The organism is Variovorax sp. GW821-FHT10D07, assembly GCF_059415325.1.
This window is the reverse complement of record NZ_JBWKMZ010000019.1, coordinates 38,563-56,412: the sequence shown is the minus strand read 5'-3', so window position 1 is coordinate 56,412 and position 17,850 is coordinate 38,563. Positions and strand designations below refer to the sequence as shown.

Sequence of the window (17,850 nt, the reverse complement as noted above, 5' to 3'; positions counted from 1 at the left end):
GCCATGGCGAAGATCCCGGCTCCTCCTTCCACCGCGCACCTGGCGCTGCCCTTCTTCGACGAGGCGCACCGCGCGCTCGCGAGCGACTTGCTGCCCTGGTGCGCCGCGCAGGAGGTCGACGAGCGCGACGACCGCGCGGCCTGCCGCGAATGGGTGCGCCGCCTCGGCGACGGCGGCTGGCTGCGCTACGCGGTGCCCGGCAGCGCCGGCGGCGCGCTCGAGCGCCTCGATTCGCGCGCGCTGGTGCTGCTGCGCGAAACCCTCGGCTACCACTCGCCGCTGGCCGACTTCGCGTTCGCGATGCAGGGCCTGGGCAGCGGCGCGATCACGCTCGCGGGCACGCCCGAGCAGCAGTCGCGCTACCTCGGCGCGGTCGGCAAGGGCGAGAAGATCGCGGCCTTCGCGCTGAGCGAGCCCGAGGCCGGCTCCGACGTGGCCGCCATGGCCATGCGCGCCGAACCCACGGCCGACGGCTGGCGCCTCAGTGGCAGCAAGACCTGGATCAGCAACGGCGGCATCGCCGACTTCTACTGCGTGTTCGCCAAGACCGATCCCGCGGGCGGCACGCGCGGCATCACGGTGTTCATCGTCGATGCGACCACACCCGGCCTCGACACCTCCGAGCACATCGACGTGATGGCGCCGCATCCGCTGGCCACCCTGCGCTTCGACGACTGCGTGGTGCCGCGCGACGCCCAGCTCGGCGAACTGAACGGCGGCTTCAAGCTCGCGATGCGCACGCTCGACATCTTCCGCGCCTCGGTGGCCGGTGCCGCGCTCGGCATGGGCCGGCGCGCGCTGGCCGAGGCGATCTCGCATGCGAAGAACCGTCGCATGTTCGGCCAGACGCTCGCCGACTTCCAGCTCACGCAGGCCAAGCTCGGCGAGATGGCGGCGCTGATCGACGGCGCGGCGCTCCTGACCTACCGCGCGGCCTGGATGCGCGACGAGGCCGAGCAGCGTGGCGGCGCGCCGGTGGGCGACGTGTCGGCCGCGGCCGCGATGGCCAAGATGGCCGCGACCGAGAACGCCAGCCGCGTCATCGACATGGCGCTGCAGATGCATGGCGGCCTCGGTGTCAAGGTCGGCACCAAGATCGAGGCCCTCTACCGCGACATCCGTTCGCTGCGCATCTACGAGGGCGCGACGGAAGTGCAGCAACTGATCATCGGCAAATCCGTACTGCGGGGATGAACACCGTGACCGCTCCATCCGCCCAGGTCGACCGCTTCGTGCACGACCGGCTGCCGCCGGCGGCGCAGCTGCCGGTCTTCCGCTACGACCGGCCCGAGCTGCAACTGCCCGACCAGCTCAACCTGGTCGAGGAACTGCTCGACAAGGCCCCCGCCAAGGGCTTCGGCGACCGGCCGCTGCTGCGCTCGCCGCAAGGCACGCTCAGCTATTCGCAGGCCGCCATCGAGGTCAACCGCATCGCGCAGGTGCTGACCGAGGACCTGGGCCTGGTGCCCGGCAACCGCGTGCTGCTGCGCGGCGGCAACTCGGTGGCGATGGCGCTGGCCTGGCTCGCGGTGGTGAAGGCCGGACTGATCGCCGTCGCGACCATGCCGCTGCTGCGCGCCAAGGAGCTCGGCGACATCATCGAGAAGTCGCAGCCGGTGGCCGCGCTGTGCGACGGCCGGCTGCTCGACGAGCTGGTGGCCGCGCAGCAGGCGCACCCGGTGCTCGCCGACATCATCGCCTTCAACCGGCCCGACGCGCCCGATTCGCTGTCGGCGCGCGCGGCCGCCAAGAGCGGCATCTTCGAGGCCTGCCCCACGGCGGCCGACGACATCGCGCTCCTGGCCTTCACCTCGGGCACCACGGGCAAGCCGAAGGCGCCCGTGACCACGCACCGCGACGTGCTCGCAATGTGCGAGACCTGGCCGCGCCACGTGCTGCGGGCGCGACCCGACGACGTGGTGGTGGGCTCGCCGCCGCTGGCCTTCACCTTCGGGCTCGGCGGCCTGCTGGTGTTCCCGATGTACGCGGGTGCCTCGATCTACTTCCCCGACGCGCCCTTCACGCCCGAAGGCCTGGTGAAGCTGATCAACGAGGTCGGCGCGACCATCTGCTACACCGCGCCGACCTTCTACCGCCAGATGGCGCCGTTCGTGAAGCAGCTCGGCGCGCCCACGCTGCGCATCAGCGTGAGCGCGGGCGAGGCCTTGCCCGATGCCACGCGCCAGCTCTGGAAGGAGGCCACCGGCCTCGAGATGCTCGACGGCATCGGCGGCACCGAGGTGTTCCACATCTACATCTCGGCCGCGGGCGACGAAGTGCGCCGCGGTGCGGTCGGCAAGGCCGTGCCGGGCTTCATCGCCAAGGTGGTCGATGCCGAGGGCAACGAGGTGCCGCGCGGCACGGTCGGCAAGCTGGCACTGCAGGGCCCGGTGGGCTGCCGCTATCTCGACGATGCGCGTCAGGCCGACTACGTGAAGAACGGCTGGAACTATCCAGGCGACTCCTTCGTCCAGGACGAGGACGGCTATTTCTTCTATCAGGCGCGCGCCGACGACATGATCATCACCGCCGGCTACAACGTCGGCGGCCCCGAGGTCGAGGACGCGCTGCTCAAGCATCCGGCCGTGGCCGAATGCGGCGTGATCGGCAAGCCCGATGCCGACCGCGGCATGATCGTCAAGGCCTTCTGCGTGCTCAAGCCCGGACAGACCGGCGATGCCGGCCTCGTGAAGGCGCTGCAGGACCACGTGAAGGCCACGATCGCGCCGTTCAAGTACCCGCGCGAGATCGAGTTCGTGTCCGTGCTGCCACGCACCGAAACCGGCAAGCTGCAACGCTTCAAACTGAGACAAACCGAAGACAACAGGTCCACCACATCATGATCAAACTCTTGCAGCCTCCGGGCTGGTTGCCCCCCAAGGGCTATGCGAATGGCGTCGCGGCGCGCGGCACCATGGTGTTCGTCGGCGGACAGATCGGCTGGAATGCCCAGCAGCAGTTCGAGTCGGACGACTTCATCGACCAGTGCGGCCTTGCGCTGCGCAACATCGTCGAGGTGCTGCGCGAGGCCGGTGCCGGTCCCGAGCACATGGTGCGCATGACCTGGTACGTGGTCGACCGCGACGAGTACAGCCGCCGGCTCGCCGAGCTCGGCCCGGTGTACCGCGATGCGATGGGCCGCAACTTCCCGGCCATGACCTGCGTGCAGGTCGCGGCGCTGGTGGAGCCGCGCGCGAAGATCGAGATCGAGGTCACGGCGGTGGTGCCGGACTGAAGGACGAGGCACTGCCTCCAGCAACGACAAAGCCCTCTCGCGAGGGCTTTTCTTTTGCTTGCTTTGCTGTCGCGGCAAAGGCCAGAGAAATCCGTGTCGACCAAAAGATCAACCAAAGAAAAAGGGCCCTTTGTTGCCGAAAGATTCTTCTCAATGTGGTTTGCCCTAGGAGATTCAGACAAGAGAGGCTTGTTCAAGTCATCAATACGAGCAAACAACGCCCCAGAACTGCTCGGAGGAGCGCTGCGGGCAGAGAGAGAAGCCAAGCGGTTCGATGCCCCCGCGCCAGATCGCTCGATAGCTGCAATTAAAGTCAAGATATTTGGGGCTCGCCTATCAAACTGCGACGGATCGACCGATGATGATTTCCCCAGAACATTTCTCGACTCTGCCACAAGCATTGCTGCATCTCCGCTACCAAGATACCGCATCGACACGCAGAGTTAATGCTAGCTACTTAGGGGACCTGGCACCAGCCAGTAGCCAGGAGGAGCCATGAAAGTGGTTGAGACCTTTCCGCGACCTGCGAAACCACATTTCCGCAGAATGCATGCTTCCTTGTCAGCAGGAGTACAGCGTGTTTCAGTGGATTCGACAAATCAGTAAGAAAGTCGCCAGCGGCGACACCGCTCGGCGAGCAATGCTTCTGGGCGCAGCCAGCATGCCATTGGCCGCGCGCGGCCAAGACAAGAGAGGAGAAGTTGACCTCATGTCTACGCGGATTGGCGAAGAGATCGGAAGCCGGTTCCGACAGCTTCGCGGAACCGCCGGTGCCGCAGAAGTCGGATTTGACGGAGGCACCGCACAGGACGTGCTGGACTACTCTAAGCCAATGAGGGAGTACTCCGCACTGCGTGCTTATGCTGGGCGCGCAATGGGAGCACGGATCACCGGCACCGCTATTGAGGGAACATTCCTGCGCGACGATGACGATAGTTCAAGTGCAGACAACGGCGGCACCATCATCGTTGACGCACGAGGTCGGCGCTGGTATCGCCAATTCAGAGGCGATGTGTTTGTGGACTGGTTTGGTGCAGACCACACGGGCAAGGTGGATTGCACCTCGGCAGTCGTTGCCGCCGCAAGGTATCTTCTGACAACTCGGTCCGGCGCCGGACTTGGGCTAGGGGCTCTCGTTTTCGGCCGTGGTATTTACCTGTGCAACGGGTCCATCCCTCTCGGGGAGGCTCGTGGCCTTACGGTTCGAGGACAGGGCTTCGGCGCGACAGAGATTCGCCGCACGATCGATACGGGGACACTATTTACTCAAACGCTCTATTCCTACTTAAAGTTTGCGGACCTGACCATCAATCACACCGGGGCGATTGCCACAAAATCGAGCTGGACCAATACCTGCTGGGACCTGTCCGGTACGCACGCCGGACAAAACTTCATCCTTAAGCGCGTGCGAGTGCATGGCTTCAACAAGCAGATCGATTTCGGTGACCGCACCCTTAATGGAGACACCAATTACGCCTCCGAATGCTATTTCACCAATTTCAATACCTTTTTAGAGGCGACCAACAATCAAGGCATAATTAACAATTTTTCAAAATGTAGTTTTGTCGGAACAACCACCAGTGCCTTTAAGGTTTCTGGCTTCGGCCATACGCATTTCGACACCTGTAATATCGCCATGTCGGGAAAATTTTTGGATCTATCTGGCAATGGAGGTCCGCAGTCCTTATACATGGTGGATAACTGCAAATTCGAATTTTGGCCCCAAGGTGGAGCGATTGGTACAACGCAGTTGACCGTCATGAATAACGCCACCAACGTCAAGATTCTTTTCAGAGGCGGCGGTCTTGCTGGTGGCGCGCCAGATCCATCTGTCTATCAAATCGAAAATAGAAATTCCAATGGAACCATCGAGTTCGAGGGCGGCAACTGGGCACAGACGATCAAGATGCGCCACTACAAACAGGTCCCAACTTCTGCTTTTGGTGGGCAAGTATTTGCAACCTACACCAAGTTCAAGAACTGCACACTCTCGCCGAGCCCGGCAAACGTTGTTTTCGACGCAGCCGGCGGTACAAATCAATCATACCCAGGCGTCGTATGGGAGAGTTGCCAAGATCGGCCAAACCTGTGCATTACAGGTATGGCGAACGGTCCGGGTTTCAATGCAGCGGTGCCCGCAGAGTCTGTCATCAACCGGGCCAGCTTCACGGGGGCATCTATCGGGGGGGCTCTACTGAACGGTAAAACTCCAGTGACGTTCTCTATGCCCCACTACGGACAACCGGCTTTTCTGCGCGCAGTGCGCGTGCTGATTCATTCGCAGCAGGCGGTTGTGAGTGGGACTATCAAGATATTTGCCGATGCAGCGAAGACCACCCAAATCGGCTCTACTACCGCCATGACAGGCGGGGCCAGCACAGCCCCAAAGATGTACGACTTGGCCATTCCAGTCGACACCATTGTTACTGAGGGAGTGTTCGTGGAAATGACCAACGCAAACGGAGTTTATGCATTCGGGCGCTTGTACATCGAGACGATGAGCATCTGATTTGGGACATCGTCCTCGACATCACATCGAAGACTAGAAGCTACGAGAAGCTGCAGACTGGCGTCGCGCACTCTAACTACAGCACGTTTCCGGCGGTTTCGAACGCTCTTTGGTGTTTGAATTCATTGAGCGCCTTCTAGACAGACGGACAAATAACCGCGCTCCGTACTCACCAGATGAACGCGCGCGAGTCCTCGCAAACGCAAGAAGGTCGTGGCGTATTAGGGGGCATTGCATTCTCAACGCATTCGCACCACGCGTGGGCCGCGCGAGAACGCGCGCGCCATTGCATCCGGTTCGCAGATCGAATTGATCGAGATTGTCATCAGCAATTCACGACAGTTATACGGAACTAGGTCGCACCGGCCCCGACATCGTCATCAATAGGCGCTTACCTTCCTTCGCGCCATCGACAAGACTGCGCATAGCGAACTGGATGTGCACCGCATCGCCGACAACCACGCCAGCCACAAGCATTCGAAGATGCGCGCCTAGTTGACAGAGCCGCCTCGTTGGCATGTGCACTTCGCTCCGATCGGCTCGGCTCGTTCACCAGCGCGAAGAATTTGACCAATAGGATCGACATGCGATCGATCTATGAGCAGGTCGGGGCCGGCACCACGCTACGCAGCAGCGTCTACCCCTTGAGCGCGCACAGCGCGTCCGACCCACGGTAGCCCAAGCGGTAATGCCGCTGGCCAGCGTCAAGGAGATCGCGGAGCGTTATTGCCAACTTAAAATGAAACGGCAGGAAACGCTGAGCGGCGATGCCGGTCCAGTCTTTCAGGCCCCCGATAACAGCGGGGGCTGCCGCCCAATGTCGGCGCCAACGAGAGCTGCGTCAAAATGCAAAAATCCCGCCAGTAGCTGCTTGTCGCAGCTACTGGCGGGAAGTCTCTAATATGGTTGCGCGAGCAAGATTTGAACTTGCGACCTTTGGGTTATGAGCCCAACGAGCTACCAGGCTGCTCCATCGCGCGGCAAGAGATAAATTATAGCACTTATTCGGCGGCGTTCTGGTCGGCCGCAGAAACTTCGCTCACTTCAGGGCGATCGACGAGTTCGACCAGCGCCATCGGCGCGTTGTCGCCCACGCGGAAACCCATCTTCAGGATGCGGGTGTAGCCACCGGGACGCGCGGCGAAGCGCGGGCCCAGTTCGCCGAACAGCTTGACGACGGAGTCGCGGCTGCGCAGGCGGTCGAAGGCCAGGCGCTTGTTGGCGACGGTGGGCTTCTTGGCGAGCGTGATCATCGGCTCGATGACGCGGCGCAGTTCCTTGGCCTTGGGGACCGTGGTCTTGATGACTTCGTGCTCGATGAGCGAATTCATCATGTTCTGCAGCATCGCGAGGCGGTGCGAGCTGGTTCGGTTGAGTTTGCGGAGTCCGTGTCCGTGACGCATGGTGCTTTCCTTTGCTTTTTGAAGAACGGGCAGCCGTGTCAGGTACTGCCCGGTGCACTGGCCCTTTTCAGAGGGCCGTTAAAAAATCAACGCTTGTCGAGGCCGGCCGGCGGCCAGCTTTCGAGCTTCATACCCAGGGTCAGGCCGCGCGAGGCGAGCACTTCCTTGATTTCGTTGAGCGACTTGCGACCCAGGTTCGGGGTCTTGAGCAGCTCGTTCTCGGTACGCTGGATCAGGTCGCCGATGTAGTAGATGTTTTCGGCCTTCAGGCAGTTGGCCGAACGCACGGTGAGCTCGAGCTCGTCGACCGGGCGCAGCAGGATCGGGTCGAACTGCTGTGCGCTGCGCGGTGCCGGGGCATCGAACGCGGCCAGTTCGCCACCTTCGAGCTGCGCGAACACGGCGAGCTGCTCGACCAGGATCTTGGCCGAGGCGCGCACGGCGTCTTCGGCGGTGATCGCGCCGTTGGTCTCGATTTCGACCAGCAGCTTGTCGAGGTCGGTGCGCTGCTCGACGCGGGCGCTTTCGACGGTGTAGCTCACGCGCTTCACGGGCGAGAACGAAGCATCGAGAACGATGCGGCCGATCGACTTGGTCGGCTCGTCGGCATAGCGGCGCATCGTGCCGGGCACGTAGCCGCGGCCCTTCTCGACCTTGATCTGCATGTCGAGCTTGCCGCCTTGCGACAGGTGCGCGATCACGTGGTCGGGATTGATGATCTCGACGTCGTGCGGGGTCTGGATGTCCGAGGCCAGGACCGGGCCTTCGCCGTCCTTGCGCAGGCTCAGCGTGACTTCATCGCGGTTGTGGAGCTTGAACACCACGCCCTTGAGGTTCAGCAGGATGTTGACGACGTCTTCCTGCACGCCATCGATCGACGAGTACTCGTGCAGAACGCCGGCGATCGTGACTTCGGTGGCCGAATAACCGACCATGGACGACAGCAGCACGCGACGCAGCGCGTTGCCGAGCGTGTGGCCGTAGCCGCGCTCGAAAGGCTCGAGCGTCACCTTGGCCTTGTTGGCCGCGAGTTGCTCGACCTGGATGGTCTTGGGTTTCAGCAGGGTGGTTTGCATGCAGACTTCCTCTCAATACCCCCGGCTCGTTACACCGGTAAGGCTGGTGAAGCGCCTGGCCCGCAGCGCGAGTGCGGCACGAACCAGGAACGTGAACAACAAAAACAGGACTCCCGCCGCCGCTTGCGCGGTGCGGGAGTGGAAATCAACGCGAATACAGTTCGACGATCAGCGATTCGTTGATGTCCGCAGCGAACTCGTCGCGGTCCGGGACCTTCTTGAAGGTGCCTTCGGCCTTGTCGGCGTTGACGTCGACCCAGCCGGGGATACCGACTTGCTGGGCGAGTTGCAGTGCCTCGACGACGCGATTCTGCTTCTTCGACTTCTCGCGCACGGCGATTACGTCGCCGGTCTTCACCAGGTACGACGGGATGTTGACCGACTGGCCGTTCACCGTGATGGCCTTGTGCGACACGAGCTGGCGCGCTTCGGCGCGGGTCGAGCCGAAGCCCATGCGGTAGACGACGTTGTCCAGGCGCGACTCGAGCAGGAACAGCAGGTTGGCGCCAGTGTTGCCACGGCGGCGATCGGCTTCTTCGAAGTAGCGGCGGAACTGCTTCTCGAGCACGCCGTACATGCGCTTGACCTTCTGCTTCTCACGCAGCTGCAGACCGTAGTCCGAGGTGCGCTGACCCGAGGTACGGCCGTGCTGGCCGGGCTTGGAGTCGAACTTGGCCTTGTCCTGGATCGAGCGGCGGGCGCTCTTCAGGAACAGGTCGGTGCCTTCGCGGCGGGAAAGTTTGGCCTTGGGGCCGAGGTAGCGTGCCACGTCTTTTCCTTTGTTTGCTGCCGCAGTCGCCTGCGGGAGCCATCGACAACAGAGTGCCGATGGCGGTGGGCTTAGTTAAAAAACAAATGCGCAGCCGCTTTGAAACGGCTGCGCCTGAGGGGACTGACGCTCAGATGCGACGACGCTTCTGGGGACGGCAGCCGTTGTGCGGAACGGGCGTCACGTCGGCAATGGAATTGATCCGGATGCCGAGCGCAGCCAGTGCGCGCACCGACGATTCGCGACCGGGGCCGGGGCCCTTGATCTCGACGTCGAGGTTCTTGATGCCTTGTTCGACAGCAGCACGGCCGGCCACTTCGGAAGCGACCTGCGCGGCGAACGGGGTCGACTTGCGCGAGCCCTTGAAGCCCTGGCCACCCGACGAAGCCCACGACAGGGCGTTGCCCTGGCGATCGGTGATCGTGATGATGGTGTTGTTGAACGAGGCGTGCACGTGAGCGATGCCGTCCGCAACGTTCTTGCGAACCTTCTTGCGAACGCGCTGTGCGGCGTTGTTGGCAGGAGCTTTAGCCATGCTGTTTCAATCCTTACTTCTTCAGGGACTGCGCAGCCTTGCGCGGACCCTTGCGGGTGCGGGCATTGGTGCGCGTGCGCTGGCCGCGCATCGGCAGGCCGCGACGATGACGGAAGCCGCGGTAGCAGCCGATGTCCATCAAGCGCTTGATGTTCATCGTCGTCTCGCGGCGCAGGTCGCCTTCGATCGTGAACAAGGCGATCTGGTCGCGGATCTTTTCGAGATCGGCGTCCGTCAGATCCTTGATCTTCTTCGAATATTCGATGCCGCTCGCTTCGCAGATTTGACGGGCGCGGGTGCGACCGATACCGAAGATGGCGGTCAGGCCGATCTCAGCGTGCTTGTGCGGCGGAATGTTGATGCCAGCAATACGTGCCATGTGCGTCCTCTAATACTCTTTGATCAACCCTGGCGCTGCTTGTGGCGCGGGTCGGTACAGATCACGCGCACCACACCCTTGCGGCGGATGATCTTGCAATTACGGCAGATGGTTTTGACCGAAGCCGAAACTCTCATTTCATTCTCCTAAAACTCTGTTCAACCCGGCGGGCCAGTGCCCTGTGCCTTACGAAGTCTTGAAATTGGCCTTCTTCAGCAGCGACTCGTACTGCTGGGACATCATGTAGTTTTGGACCTGAGCCATGAAGTCCATCGTGACGACCACGATGATCAACAGGGAGGTACCGCCGAAATAGAACGGAACGTTGTATTTCAGGATCAGGAACTCGGGCAGCAGGCAGACGAAGGTGATGTACACCGCGCCGGCCAACGTCAGGCGAACCAGAATCTTGTCGATGTAGCGCGCCGTCTGGTCACCCGGGCGGATGCCCGGAATGAACGCACCGCTTTTCTTCAGGTTGTCGGCGGTCTCGCGGCTGTTGAACACGAGGGCCGTATAGAAGAAGCAGAAGAACACGATCGCGGCGGCATACAGCAGCACGTAGATCGGCTCGCCCGGGCGCAGCGCGCTGGCCACATCCTTGATCCAGCGGAAACCGCCTTCGCCGGTGCTGAACCAGCCCACCACCGTCGCCGGCAGCAGAATGATCGAGGACGCGAAGATCGGCGGAATCACACCGGCCATGTTCAGCTTCAGCGGCAGATGCGACGACTGACCGCCATACACCTTGTTGCCGACCTGGCGCCGCGCATAGTTCACGAGGATCTTGCGTTGGCCGCGTTCGACGAACACCACGAAGTAGGTGACCAGCACCACCACCGCGACGATGAACAGCGCGATGATCACGTTCATGGCGCCGGTACGAACCAGCTCCAGCAGACCGCCGATGGCGTTCGGCAGACCGGCGGCGATACCCGCGAAGATCAGGATCGAGATGCCGTTGCCCAGACCGCGTTCGGTGATCTGCTCGCCGAGCCACATCAGGAACATCGAACCTGCCGTCAGGCTCACCATGGCGGTGATCCGGAAGCCGAAGCCGGGCGAGATCACCAGGCCAGCCGACGACTCGAGCGCCACTGCGATGCTGAACGACTGGAACAGCGCCAGACCCAGTGCACCGTAACGGGTGTACTGCGTGATCTTGCGGCGACCGGCCTCGCCTTCCTTCTTCAATTGCTCGAAGCTCGGAAGCACGTAGGTCATCAGCTGCATGATGATCGACGCCGAGATGTACGGCATGATCCCCAGCGCAAACACCGTGAAACGCGACAGCGCGCCACCCGAGAACATGTTGAACAGGCTCAGGATGCCGCCCTGCTGCCCCTGGAACAACGCCGCGAGCTGGTCGGGGTTGATGCCGGGCACGGGAATGTGCGCGCCGATCCGGTAGACCACGAGCGCGAGCAGCAAGAAGACCAGCCGGCGACGCAGGTCACCGAACTTGCCCGTCTTTGCGATCGTTGCCGCGTTAGTTGCCACGAGGAGCTTCTTTCAGTCCGAAGGTCTGTCGATCAGGCGACGCTGCCGCCGGCCGCTTCGATCGCGGCCTTGGCACCAGCGGTGGCACCGACGCCCGTCAGCTTGACGGCCTTGGTGAGTTCGCCGGTCTTGATGATCTTCACCACCTTGGCGAGCTGGCCCACGAGGCCGGCTTGCTTCAGGGCGAGCACATCGACTTCGGCCAGGCCGAGCTGCTCGAGAGCAGCTAGCGTGACTTCGGCGTTGAACTTGAGCGTCTGCGACTTGAAGCCACGCTTCGGCAGGCGACGCTGCAGCGGCATTTGACCGCCTTCGAAGCCGACCTTGTGGAAACCGCCTGCGCGCGACTTCTGGCCCTTGTGACCGCGACCCGCGGTCTTGCCGATGCCGGAGCCGATACCGCGGCCAACGCGGCGCTTGGCGTGCTTGGCGCCATCCGCCGGCTTGATGCCATTGAGTTCCATATCAGTCTCTCTTACAGAACTTTGACCAGATAACTGATCTTGTTGATCATGCCGCGCACCGCGGGGGTGTCCTGCAGTTCGCTCACGCTGTTGAGCTTGCGCAGGCCCAGGCCACGAACGGTGGCACGGTGCGATTCCTTGGTGCCGATCGGGCTCTTGACCAATTGCACCTTCAGGGTTTGTTGTTGCGTCGTCATTTGAATGCTTCCTTCAGCCTTGCAAGAGCTCGCGCTCAGGCGAAGATTTCTTCGACGGTCAGGCCACGCTTGGCAGCCACTGCGGACGCGGTCGTCGAATTCTTCAACCCGTCGAGCGTGGCGCGAACCATGTTGTAGGGATTCGACGAACCATGGCTCTTGGCCACGATGTCGGTGATGCCCAAGACTTCGAACACGGCGCGCATCGGGCCGCCGGCGATGATGCCGGTACCCTTGGGGGCCGGGTACATCACGACCGTGGAGGCGCCGTGGTGGCCCTGCACCTGGTGGTGCAGCGTGCCGTTCTTGATCGGAGCCTTGAACAGATTGCGACGGGCTTCTTCCATCGCCTTCTGCACGGCAGCGGGCACTTCCTTCGACTTGCCCTTGCCCATGCCGACGCGGCCATCGCCGTCACCGACCACGGTGAGTGCTGCGAAACCGAGGATACGACCGCCCTTCACCACCTTGGTGACGCGGTTGATCGCGATCATCTTCTCGCGCAGACCGTCCTCGGGGCCTTCGTTCTGCGTTCTTGCCTGAATCTTTGCCATTTTGAATCTCGTGTCCGGTTAGAACTGCAGGCCGGCTTCGCGGGCGGCATCGGCCAGCGCCTTGACGCGGCCGTGGTACGCAAAACCTGCGCGGTCGAAGGCAACCTTCTCGACGCCGGCGGCCTTCGCCTTTTCGGCGATGCGCTTGCCGATGGCGGTGGCTGCAGCGGTGTTGCCACCCTTGCCCGAGCCGCCGAGCGCGGTGCGCACTTCGGCTTCGGCGGTGGAGGCCGTGGCCAGCACCTTCGAGCCGTCGCCGGAGATGACGGTCGCGTAGATGTGCAGGTTGGTACGGTTCACCGTGAGGCGAGCCACACCCTGCGTCGCGATGCGGATGCGGGTCTGGCGCGAACGGCGGAGACGCTGTGCTTTTTTGGTCAACATCATTTTGCTGCCCCTTACTTCTTCTTGGTCTCTTTGATCACGATCTTCTCGTCCGCATAACGGATACCCTTGCCCTTGTAGGGCTCGGGCGGACGAACGGCACGGATCTCAGCGGCCACTTGGCCGACGCGCTGGCGGTCGGCACCCTTGATCACGATTTCGGTCGGGGTCGCGGTGGCCACCGTGATGCCTTGCGGCATGTCGATGTTGACCGGGTGCGAGTAACCGACTTGCAGGTTCAACTTGGAACCCTGGGCGGCGGCCTTGTAGCCCACGCCAACCAGGTTGAGCTTCTTCTCGAAGCCCTTGGTCACGCCGACCACCATGTTGTTCACGAGCTGACGAATCGTGCCGCTCATCGCGTTGGCTTCACGCGAATCGTTGGCCGGCTCGAAGCTCAGCTTGCCGTCCTTGCTGACGACGTTGACCAGTGCGTTGCGCGCGAGGCTGAGCGAACCGCCCGTGCCCTTGACGCTGATCTGGTCTTCCTTGATCGACACATCCACGCCTTGGGGGATGGCGACCGGCGATTTTCCTACTCGGGACATTTCAGTGTTCTCCTCGATGTCTCGGTCAGGCGACGTAGCACAGCACTTCGCCACCGACACCGGAGGCGCGTGCCTTGCGGTCGGTCATCACGCCCTGGGGGGTCGTGACGATCGCAACGCCGAGGCCGTTCTGGACTTGCGGAATGGCAGTGCTGGACTTGTAGACGCGCAGGCCGGGGCGGCTCACGCGCTCGATGCGCTCGATGACCGGGCGACCAGCGTAGTACTTCAGCGAAATCTCGAGTTCGCTCTTGCCGGCTTCGGTCTTGACCTGGAAGCCGTCGATGTAGCCCTCGTCCTTCAGGACCTGCGCGATCGCGATCTTCACCTTGGAAGACGGGACCGACACAGTGGGCTTCGCCACCATCTGCGCGTTGCGGATACGCGTCAGCAGGTCGGCAATGGGATCACTCATGCTCATGTTGTTTGCTCCTGCCTGGCTTACCAGCTGGCCTTGATGACACCGGGGATGTCACCGTTGAAGGCCAGTTCGCGGATCTTGGCGCGGGCCAGACCGAATTGACGGAAGGTGCCGCGCGGACGACCGGTGATTTCGCAACGGTTGCGTTGACGCGTGGGGTTCGCGTTGCGCGGGAGCTTTTGCAGTGCCAGGCGGGCGGCTGCGCGCTCTTCTTCGGTCTTCTTGAGGTCGTTCGAGGCGGCCTTCAGTTCGGCGTGCTTGGCGGCGAACTTGGCAACCAGCTTGTCGCGCTTGAGTTCGCGCTGGATCAAAGATGCTTTAGCCACGAATCACCTCAGTTCTTGAACGGGAAACGGAAGCCGGCGAGCAGCGCCTTGGCTTCTTCATCGGTCTTGGCCGTCGTCGTGATGCTGATGTTCAGACCACGCAGGGCGTCGACCTTGTCGTACTCGATCTCGGGGAAAATGATCTGCTCTTTCACACCGATGTTGTAGTTGCCGCGACCGTCGAAGGCACGACCCGAGATACCACGGAAGTCGCGAACGCGGGGCAGAGCCACCGTCACGAAGCGGTCCAGGAATTCGTACATCTGGACGCCGCGCAGCGTGACCATGCAGCCGATGGGTTGGTTCTCGCGGATCTTGAAACCGGCGATGGCCTTCTTCGACTTGGTGACCACGGGCTTCTGGCCGGCGATCTTGGTCAGGTCGGCGACGGCGTTGTCGAGGACCTTCTTGTCGGCGACAGCTTCACCCACGCCCATGTTGAGCGTGATCTTGGTGAGGCGCGGGACCTGCATCGGCGAGACATAACCGAACTTCTCGGTCAGGTCCTTGGCGATCTTTTCGCGATAGTGTTGTTGGAGACGTGCCATCTGAGTACCTCTTAGGCGATCTTGATTTCTTCGCCGCTGGACTTGAAGACACGCACTGCGACGCGCTTGCCTTCGGCATCCTGGCTCACCTTGATGCCCACGCGATCGGCCTTGCCGGTCGCGGCATTGAAGATCGCCACGTTGGATTGGTGAATCGGCATGGCCTTCTCGACGATGCCACCGGTCGTGCCCTTGAGCGGGTTCGGCTTGGTGTGCTTCTTGACGAGGTTGATGCCTTCGACGAGCACGTGCGAGTCGTCCTTGCGCAGCGTCACGACGCCGCGCTTGCCCTTGTCGCGGCCGGCCAACACGATGACCTGGTCGCCTTTGCGAATCTTGTTCATGGCGTTGTTGTCCTTAGAGAACTTCGGGTGCCAGCGACACAATCTTCATGAACTTCTCGGTGCGCAGTTCGCGCGTCACCGGTCCGAAGATGCGGGTGCCGATCGGCTCCAGCTTGGCGTTGAGCAGCACGGCGGCATTGCCGTCGAACTTGACGAGCGAGCCGTCGCTGCGACGGATGCCCTTGGCGGTGCGCACGACCACTGCGCTGTAGATCTCGCCCTTCTTGACGCGACCACGCGGAGCGGCTTCCTTGATGCTGACCTTGATGACGTCGCCCACGCTGGCATAACGCCGCTTGGAGCCACCGAGCACCTTGATACACAGGACGGACTTCGCGCCTGTGTTGTCGGCCACTTCGAGCCGGGATTCAGTTTGGATCATTTCTTGATATTCCCAACTTGTACCAATGCGCGGCCCGGAGGGATTCGCGTGTCTCGCATCGGTCAGTCTTGGGCCCGCCGTCCGCGCCTCGAACCACTCGAAGCGCTTCCCGTTTGGGCTGAAATCTTCGCCTTTTTGAAGCGAAGCCCGCGATTGTGGCACCCGCCTGCTTCGATGTCAACTGCCTTCTTTGCGCCGCCCGCCAAGACACTAGACTCTGGCCCCGTGCGCCCTCCTGCCCCCACCCCCTCGTTCTCGACCACCCGCCGTCTCGTGCTGGGCGGCCTCGCGGGGGCCGCCGGCGCCCTGGCGCTGGGCGTCGCCGGCTGCGGCGCCCCGGCGGCCGCGCCCGATGCCCCGGCGCCCGTCCGGCTGCGCCGCCTCGCGGAAGCGCGCTGGCCGCACCGGCTCTCCATCGGCGGCACGCCGGCGGGCGGGCTCTCGGGCATCGACTTCGACGCCCGCGCAGGTGAGTACCTGCTCCTGAGCGACGACCGGTCGGACCTGGCGCCCGTTCGCTTCTATATGGCGCGCTGGCCCGCGCCCTGGAGCGCGGCGCCCGAAGCCACCGGTGTCGTCGAACTGCAACGCCCGGGCGGCGGCCCCTGGCCTTCGCGCCGGCAGGCCATCGCCGGCCTGCCGGTGCCCGACCCCGAATCGCTGCGCCTGCGCCCCGACACCGGCACCCTGCTGTGGAGCAGCGAGGGCGACCTGGCGCGCGGCTTCGGCCCCGCGCTCTACGAATCGGCGCGCGACGGCCGTTTCCTGCGCGAATTCGCGCTGCCCGCCATGTTCCAGCCCGATCCGGCCCAGCGCCGCGGCGCGCGCGACAACCTCGCCTTCGAGGGCCTCGCGCTGACGCCCGACGGCCGCACGGCCTGGCTGGCGATGGAGAACGCGCTGATCCAGGACGGCCCCGTGCCCACGGTCGACGCCGCCGGCGGCCCCTGCCGCTTCACGCGCATCGACCTGGCCAGCGGCCGGGCGACCGGCCAGATCGCCTATGTGCCCGACGCCATCCCCCTGCGTCCGCTGCTGCCGGGCACCTATGCCGACAACGGCGTGAGCGAGGTGCTGATGATCGATGCGCACCGCATGCTGGTGCTCGAGCGCGCCTACGCCGCGGGCACCGGGAATTCGCTGCGCCTCTATGAAATAGACACCCGCGGCGGCAGCGACGTGCTGGGCCTGGAGGCGCTGGCCCCTGGCAACCACCGGCCGGTCGCCAAGACCCTGGTCGCCGATTTCTCCCGGCTCGGGCCCGGCAACGGCCTCTCGCGCCTCGACAACAGCGAGGGCATGTGCTGGGGCCCGCCGCTGCCCGGTGGCGGGCGGACGCTGATGATCGTCAGCGACGACAATTTCAACCCGCTGCAGATCACGCAGTTCGCCGCCTTCGAATTCCTCGACCGACCATGACCATCGCCGCCACCTTCCTGCCCCGCAACGCCCCCGCGCCGCTGCCGCCCATCGCCTTCATCGGTGGCGGCAACATGGCCAGCGCCATCATCGGCGGGCTGATCCAGCAAGGCACGCCCGCCACCTCCTTCGAGGTGGTCGAGCCCTTCGAGGAGGCGCGCGCCAGGCTGGCCAACACCTTCGGCATCGCGGCCCAGCCGGAGGCCGGCGCGGCGCTGTCGCGCTGCGCGGTGGTGGTCTGGGCGGTCAAGCCCCAGACCTTCGCCGAGGCCACGCGCCCGGTGCGCCCCTTCGCCGGGAACGCCCTGCACCTGAGCGTGGCCGCGGGCATCCCGTCCGACAGCGTCGCCCGCTGGCTGGCCACCGAGCGCGTGGTGCGGGCCATGCCGAACACGCCGGCGCTGGTCGGCCAGGGCATGACGGGCCTGTTCGCGCGCGCCGGCGCCGACGGCGCCGACCGCGCGCTGGTCGGCCAGCTGCTGACGCCCACCGGCGAGCTGATCTGGGTCGACGAGGAGCCCGCGCTCGACGCCGTGACCGCGATGTCGGGCTCGGGCCCGGCCTACGTGTTCTATTTCATCGAGGCCATGACCGAGGCCGGCATCGAGATGGGCCTCGCGCCCGACCAGGCGCAGCGCCTGGCGATCGGCACCTTCACCGGCGCCTCGGCGCTGGCCGACAGCGCGCACGAGCCGCCTGCGGTGCTGCGCGAGCGCGTGACCTCCAAGGGCGGCACCACCTACGCGGCGATCAGCGCGCTGCAGCAGGCCGACGTCAAGGGGCAGTTCAAGACCGCGATCCGCGCGGCGCAGAAGCGCGCGGCCGAGCTCGGCGAGGAATTCGGCCGCGGCTGAGGG

General features: G+C 63.7%; 23 protein-coding genes and 1 tRNA gene. 6 read left to right on the top strand and 18 right to left on the bottom strand.

The window, feature by feature from the left end:
• Positions 1-3 precede the first annotated feature (3 nt).
• The 4 genes from AC07PU_RS36905 (at position 4) to AC07PU_RS36890 (ending at position 5,744) form a co-directional block, all read left to right on the top strand.
• Positions 4-1,194 (top strand): acyl-CoA dehydrogenase family protein, encoded by a 1,191-nt coding sequence (locus AC07PU_RS36905; protein WP_495322981.1) that lies wholly within the window; start codon positions 4-6, stop codon positions 1,192-1,194.
• The gene (locus tag AC07PU_RS36900) at positions 1,191-2,843 is read left to right on the top strand and encodes an AMP-binding protein (protein ID WP_495322980.1); all 1,653 of its coding nucleotides are present in this window, start codon (positions 1,191-1,193) and stop codon (positions 2,841-2,843) included. Before AC07PU_RS36905 ends, AC07PU_RS36900 begins: the two co-directional genes overlap by 4 nt.
• The gene (locus tag AC07PU_RS36895; RefSeq protein WP_093351655.1) at positions 2,837-3,235 is read left to right on the top strand and encodes a RidA family protein; all 399 of its coding nucleotides are present in this window, start codon (positions 2,837-2,839) and stop codon (positions 3,233-3,235) included. Before AC07PU_RS36900 ends, AC07PU_RS36895 begins: the two co-directional genes overlap by 7 nt.
• 577 nt (positions 3,236-3,812) lie before the next feature.
• Complete coding sequence (locus AC07PU_RS36890; protein WP_495322979.1) at positions 3,813-5,744, top strand: putative phage tail protein; 1,932 nt, start codon at positions 3,813-3,815, stop codon at positions 5,742-5,744.
• A gap of 903 nt (positions 5,745-6,647) precedes the next feature.
• Here the strand turns inward: AC07PU_RS36890 and AC07PU_RS36885 are convergent.
• From AC07PU_RS36885 to rplN, 18 genes are all read right to left on the bottom strand, one after another.
• A tRNA-Met gene (locus AC07PU_RS36885) sits at positions 6,648-6,724 on the bottom strand.
• Between the two features lie 21 nt (positions 6,725-6,745).
• The gene (gene rplQ / locus AC07PU_RS36880) at positions 6,746-7,147 is read right to left on the bottom strand and encodes a 50S ribosomal protein L17 (protein ID WP_093351125.1); all 402 of its coding nucleotides are present in this window, start codon (positions 7,145-7,147) and stop codon (positions 6,746-6,748) included.
• Between the two features lie 86 nt (positions 7,148-7,233).
• Complete coding sequence (locus AC07PU_RS36875; protein WP_009124827.1) at positions 7,234-8,223, bottom strand: DNA-directed RNA polymerase subunit alpha; 990 nt, start codon at positions 8,221-8,223, stop codon at positions 7,234-7,236.
• A 145-nt stretch (positions 8,224-8,368) separates the two neighbouring features.
• Entirely contained in the window at positions 8,369-8,992 is a 624-nt protein-coding gene (gene rpsD, locus AC07PU_RS36870; protein ID WP_057593153.1) for a 30S ribosomal protein S4, read from the bottom strand.
• A gap of 130 nt (positions 8,993-9,122) precedes the next feature.
• Positions 9,123-9,527 carry a 30S ribosomal protein S11 gene (gene rpsK / locus AC07PU_RS36865; protein ID WP_009124825.1) on the bottom strand — a complete coding sequence of 135 codons (405 nt, stop codon included), beginning with the start codon at positions 9,525-9,527 and terminating at the stop codon, positions 9,123-9,125.
• 13 nt (positions 9,528-9,540) lie between these two features.
• On the bottom strand, positions 9,541-9,906 hold the full coding sequence (gene rpsM, locus AC07PU_RS36860; RefSeq protein WP_013544105.1) for a 30S ribosomal protein S13: 366 nt from the start codon (positions 9,904-9,906) through the stop codon (positions 9,541-9,543).
• 23 nt (positions 9,907-9,929) lie between these two features.
• Positions 9,930-10,043: a 50S ribosomal protein L36 gene (gene rpmJ / locus AC07PU_RS36855; RefSeq protein ID WP_038201958.1), complete on the bottom strand. Its 114-nt coding sequence runs from the start codon at positions 10,041-10,043 to the stop codon at positions 9,930-9,932.
• A 49-nt stretch (positions 10,044-10,092) separates the two neighbouring features.
• Positions 10,093-11,406, bottom strand: a complete 1,314-nt coding sequence (gene secY, locus AC07PU_RS36850; RefSeq protein WP_057593152.1) for a preprotein translocase subunit SecY — start codon at positions 11,404-11,406, stop codon at positions 10,093-10,095.
• A 32-nt stretch (positions 11,407-11,438) separates the two neighbouring features.
• Positions 11,439-11,870 carry a 50S ribosomal protein L15 gene (gene rplO, locus AC07PU_RS36845; protein WP_093351127.1) on the bottom strand — a complete coding sequence of 144 codons (432 nt, stop codon included), beginning with the start codon at positions 11,868-11,870 and terminating at the stop codon, positions 11,439-11,441.
• Between the two features lie 11 nt (positions 11,871-11,881).
• The gene (gene rpmD, locus AC07PU_RS36840; protein WP_009124818.1) at positions 11,882-12,067 is read right to left on the bottom strand and encodes a 50S ribosomal protein L30; all 186 of its coding nucleotides are present in this window, start codon (positions 12,065-12,067) and stop codon (positions 11,882-11,884) included.
• A 35-nt stretch (positions 12,068-12,102) separates the two neighbouring features.
• A complete protein-coding gene (rpsE, locus tag AC07PU_RS36835; protein WP_093351130.1) occupies positions 12,103-12,621 on the bottom strand; it encodes a 30S ribosomal protein S5 in 519 nt (172 codons plus the stop codon).
• 18 nt (positions 12,622-12,639) lie between these two features.
• Positions 12,640-13,005: a 50S ribosomal protein L18 gene (gene rplR, locus AC07PU_RS36830; protein ID WP_057593190.1), complete on the bottom strand. Its 366-nt coding sequence runs from the start codon at positions 13,003-13,005 to the stop codon at positions 12,640-12,642.
• Between the two features lie 14 nt (positions 13,006-13,019).
• On the bottom strand, positions 13,020-13,553 hold the full coding sequence (gene rplF / locus AC07PU_RS36825; RefSeq protein WP_093351132.1) for a 50S ribosomal protein L6: 534 nt from the start codon (positions 13,551-13,553) through the stop codon (positions 13,020-13,022).
• 25 nt (positions 13,554-13,578) lie between these two features.
• A complete protein-coding gene (gene rpsH, locus AC07PU_RS36820) occupies positions 13,579-13,974 on the bottom strand; it encodes a 30S ribosomal protein S8 (protein ID WP_093351135.1) in 396 nt (131 codons plus the stop codon).
• 20 nt (positions 13,975-13,994) lie between these two features.
• On the bottom strand, positions 13,995-14,300 hold the full coding sequence (gene rpsN / locus AC07PU_RS36815) for a 30S ribosomal protein S14 (protein ID WP_057593146.1): 306 nt from the start codon (positions 14,298-14,300) through the stop codon (positions 13,995-13,997).
• A gap of 8 nt (positions 14,301-14,308) precedes the next feature.
• The gene (gene rplE / locus AC07PU_RS36810) at positions 14,309-14,848 is read right to left on the bottom strand and encodes a 50S ribosomal protein L5 (RefSeq protein ID WP_093351137.1); all 540 of its coding nucleotides are present in this window, start codon (positions 14,846-14,848) and stop codon (positions 14,309-14,311) included.
• Positions 14,849-14,859: 11 nt separating this feature from the next.
• Complete coding sequence (rplX, locus tag AC07PU_RS36805; protein WP_057593144.1) at positions 14,860-15,192, bottom strand: 50S ribosomal protein L24; 333 nt, start codon at positions 15,190-15,192, stop codon at positions 14,860-14,862.
• A gap of 13 nt (positions 15,193-15,205) precedes the next feature.
• Complete coding sequence (gene rplN / locus AC07PU_RS36800) at positions 15,206-15,574, bottom strand: 50S ribosomal protein L14 (protein WP_093351140.1); 369 nt, start codon at positions 15,572-15,574, stop codon at positions 15,206-15,208.
• Positions 15,575-15,799: 225 nt separating this feature from the next.
• Here rplN and AC07PU_RS36795 point away from each other — a divergent pair, with 225 nt between their 5' ends.
• Together AC07PU_RS36795 and proC are read left to right on the top strand one after the other, a co-directional pair.
• Complete coding sequence (locus tag AC07PU_RS36795; RefSeq protein WP_495322977.1) at positions 15,800-16,993, top strand: esterase-like activity of phytase family protein; 1,194 nt, start codon at positions 15,800-15,802, stop codon at positions 16,991-16,993.
• A complete protein-coding gene (gene proC / locus AC07PU_RS36790; RefSeq protein WP_495322976.1) occupies positions 16,990-17,847 on the top strand; it encodes a pyrroline-5-carboxylate reductase in 858 nt (285 codons plus the stop codon). Before AC07PU_RS36795 ends, proC begins: the two co-directional genes overlap by 4 nt.
• Positions 17,848-17,850 lie beyond the last annotated feature (3 nt).

Bases quoted from the DNA above. Each gene is read 5' to 3' on its own strand.
- rplQ (WP_093351125.1), bottom strand. From the start codon at position 7,147: ATGCGTCACGGACACGGACTCCGCAAACTCAACCGAACCAGCTCGCAC.
- AC07PU_RS36900 (WP_495322980.1), top strand. From the start codon at position 1,191: ATGAACACCGTGACCGCTCCATCCGCCCAGGTCGACCGCTTCGTGCAC.
- rpsH (WP_093351135.1), bottom strand. From the start codon at position 13,974: ATGAGCATGAGTGATCCCATTGCCGACCTGCTGACGCGTATCCGCAAC.
- rplN (WP_093351140.1), bottom strand. From the start codon at position 15,574: ATGATCCAAACTGAATCCCGGCTCGAAGTGGCCGACAACACAGGCGCG.
- rplE (WP_093351137.1), bottom strand. From the start codon at position 14,848: ATGGCACGTCTCCAACAACACTATCGCGAAAAGATCGCCAAGGACCTG.
- rpmJ (WP_038201958.1), bottom strand. From the start codon at position 10,043: ATGAGAGTTTCGGCTTCGGTCAAAACCATCTGCCGTAATTGCAAGATC.
- rplO (WP_093351127.1), bottom strand. From the start codon at position 11,870: ATGGAACTCAATGGCATCAAGCCGGCGGATGGCGCCAAGCACGCCAAG.
- rplR (WP_057593190.1), bottom strand. From the start codon at position 13,005: ATGTTGACCAAAAAAGCACAGCGTCTCCGCCGTTCGCGCCAGACCCGC.
- rplF (WP_093351132.1), bottom strand. From the start codon at position 13,553: ATGTCCCGAGTAGGAAAATCGCCGGTCGCCATCCCCCAAGGCGTGGAT.
- rpsK (WP_009124825.1), bottom strand. From the start codon at position 9,527: ATGGCTAAAGCTCCTGCCAACAACGCCGCACAGCGCGTTCGCAAGAAG.
- rpsM (WP_013544105.1), bottom strand. From the start codon at position 9,906: ATGGCACGTATTGCTGGCATCAACATTCCGCCGCACAAGCACGCTGAG.
- proC (WP_495322976.1), top strand. From the start codon at position 16,990: ATGACCATCGCCGCCACCTTCCTGCCCCGCAACGCCCCCGCGCCGCTG.
- rplX (WP_057593144.1), bottom strand. From the start codon at position 15,192: ATGAACAAGATTCGCAAAGGCGACCAGGTCATCGTGTTGGCCGGCCGC.
- AC07PU_RS36875 (WP_009124827.1), bottom strand. From the start codon at position 8,223: ATGCAAACCACCCTGCTGAAACCCAAGACCATCCAGGTCGAGCAACTC.
- rpsE (WP_093351130.1), bottom strand. From the start codon at position 12,621: ATGGCAAAGATTCAGGCAAGAACGCAGAACGAAGGCCCCGAGGACGGT.
- rpmD (WP_009124818.1), bottom strand. From the start codon at position 12,067: ATGACGACGCAACAACAAACCCTGAAGGTGCAATTGGTCAAGAGCCCG.
- AC07PU_RS36905 (WP_495322981.1), top strand. From the start codon at position 4: ATGGCGAAGATCCCGGCTCCTCCTTCCACCGCGCACCTGGCGCTGCCC.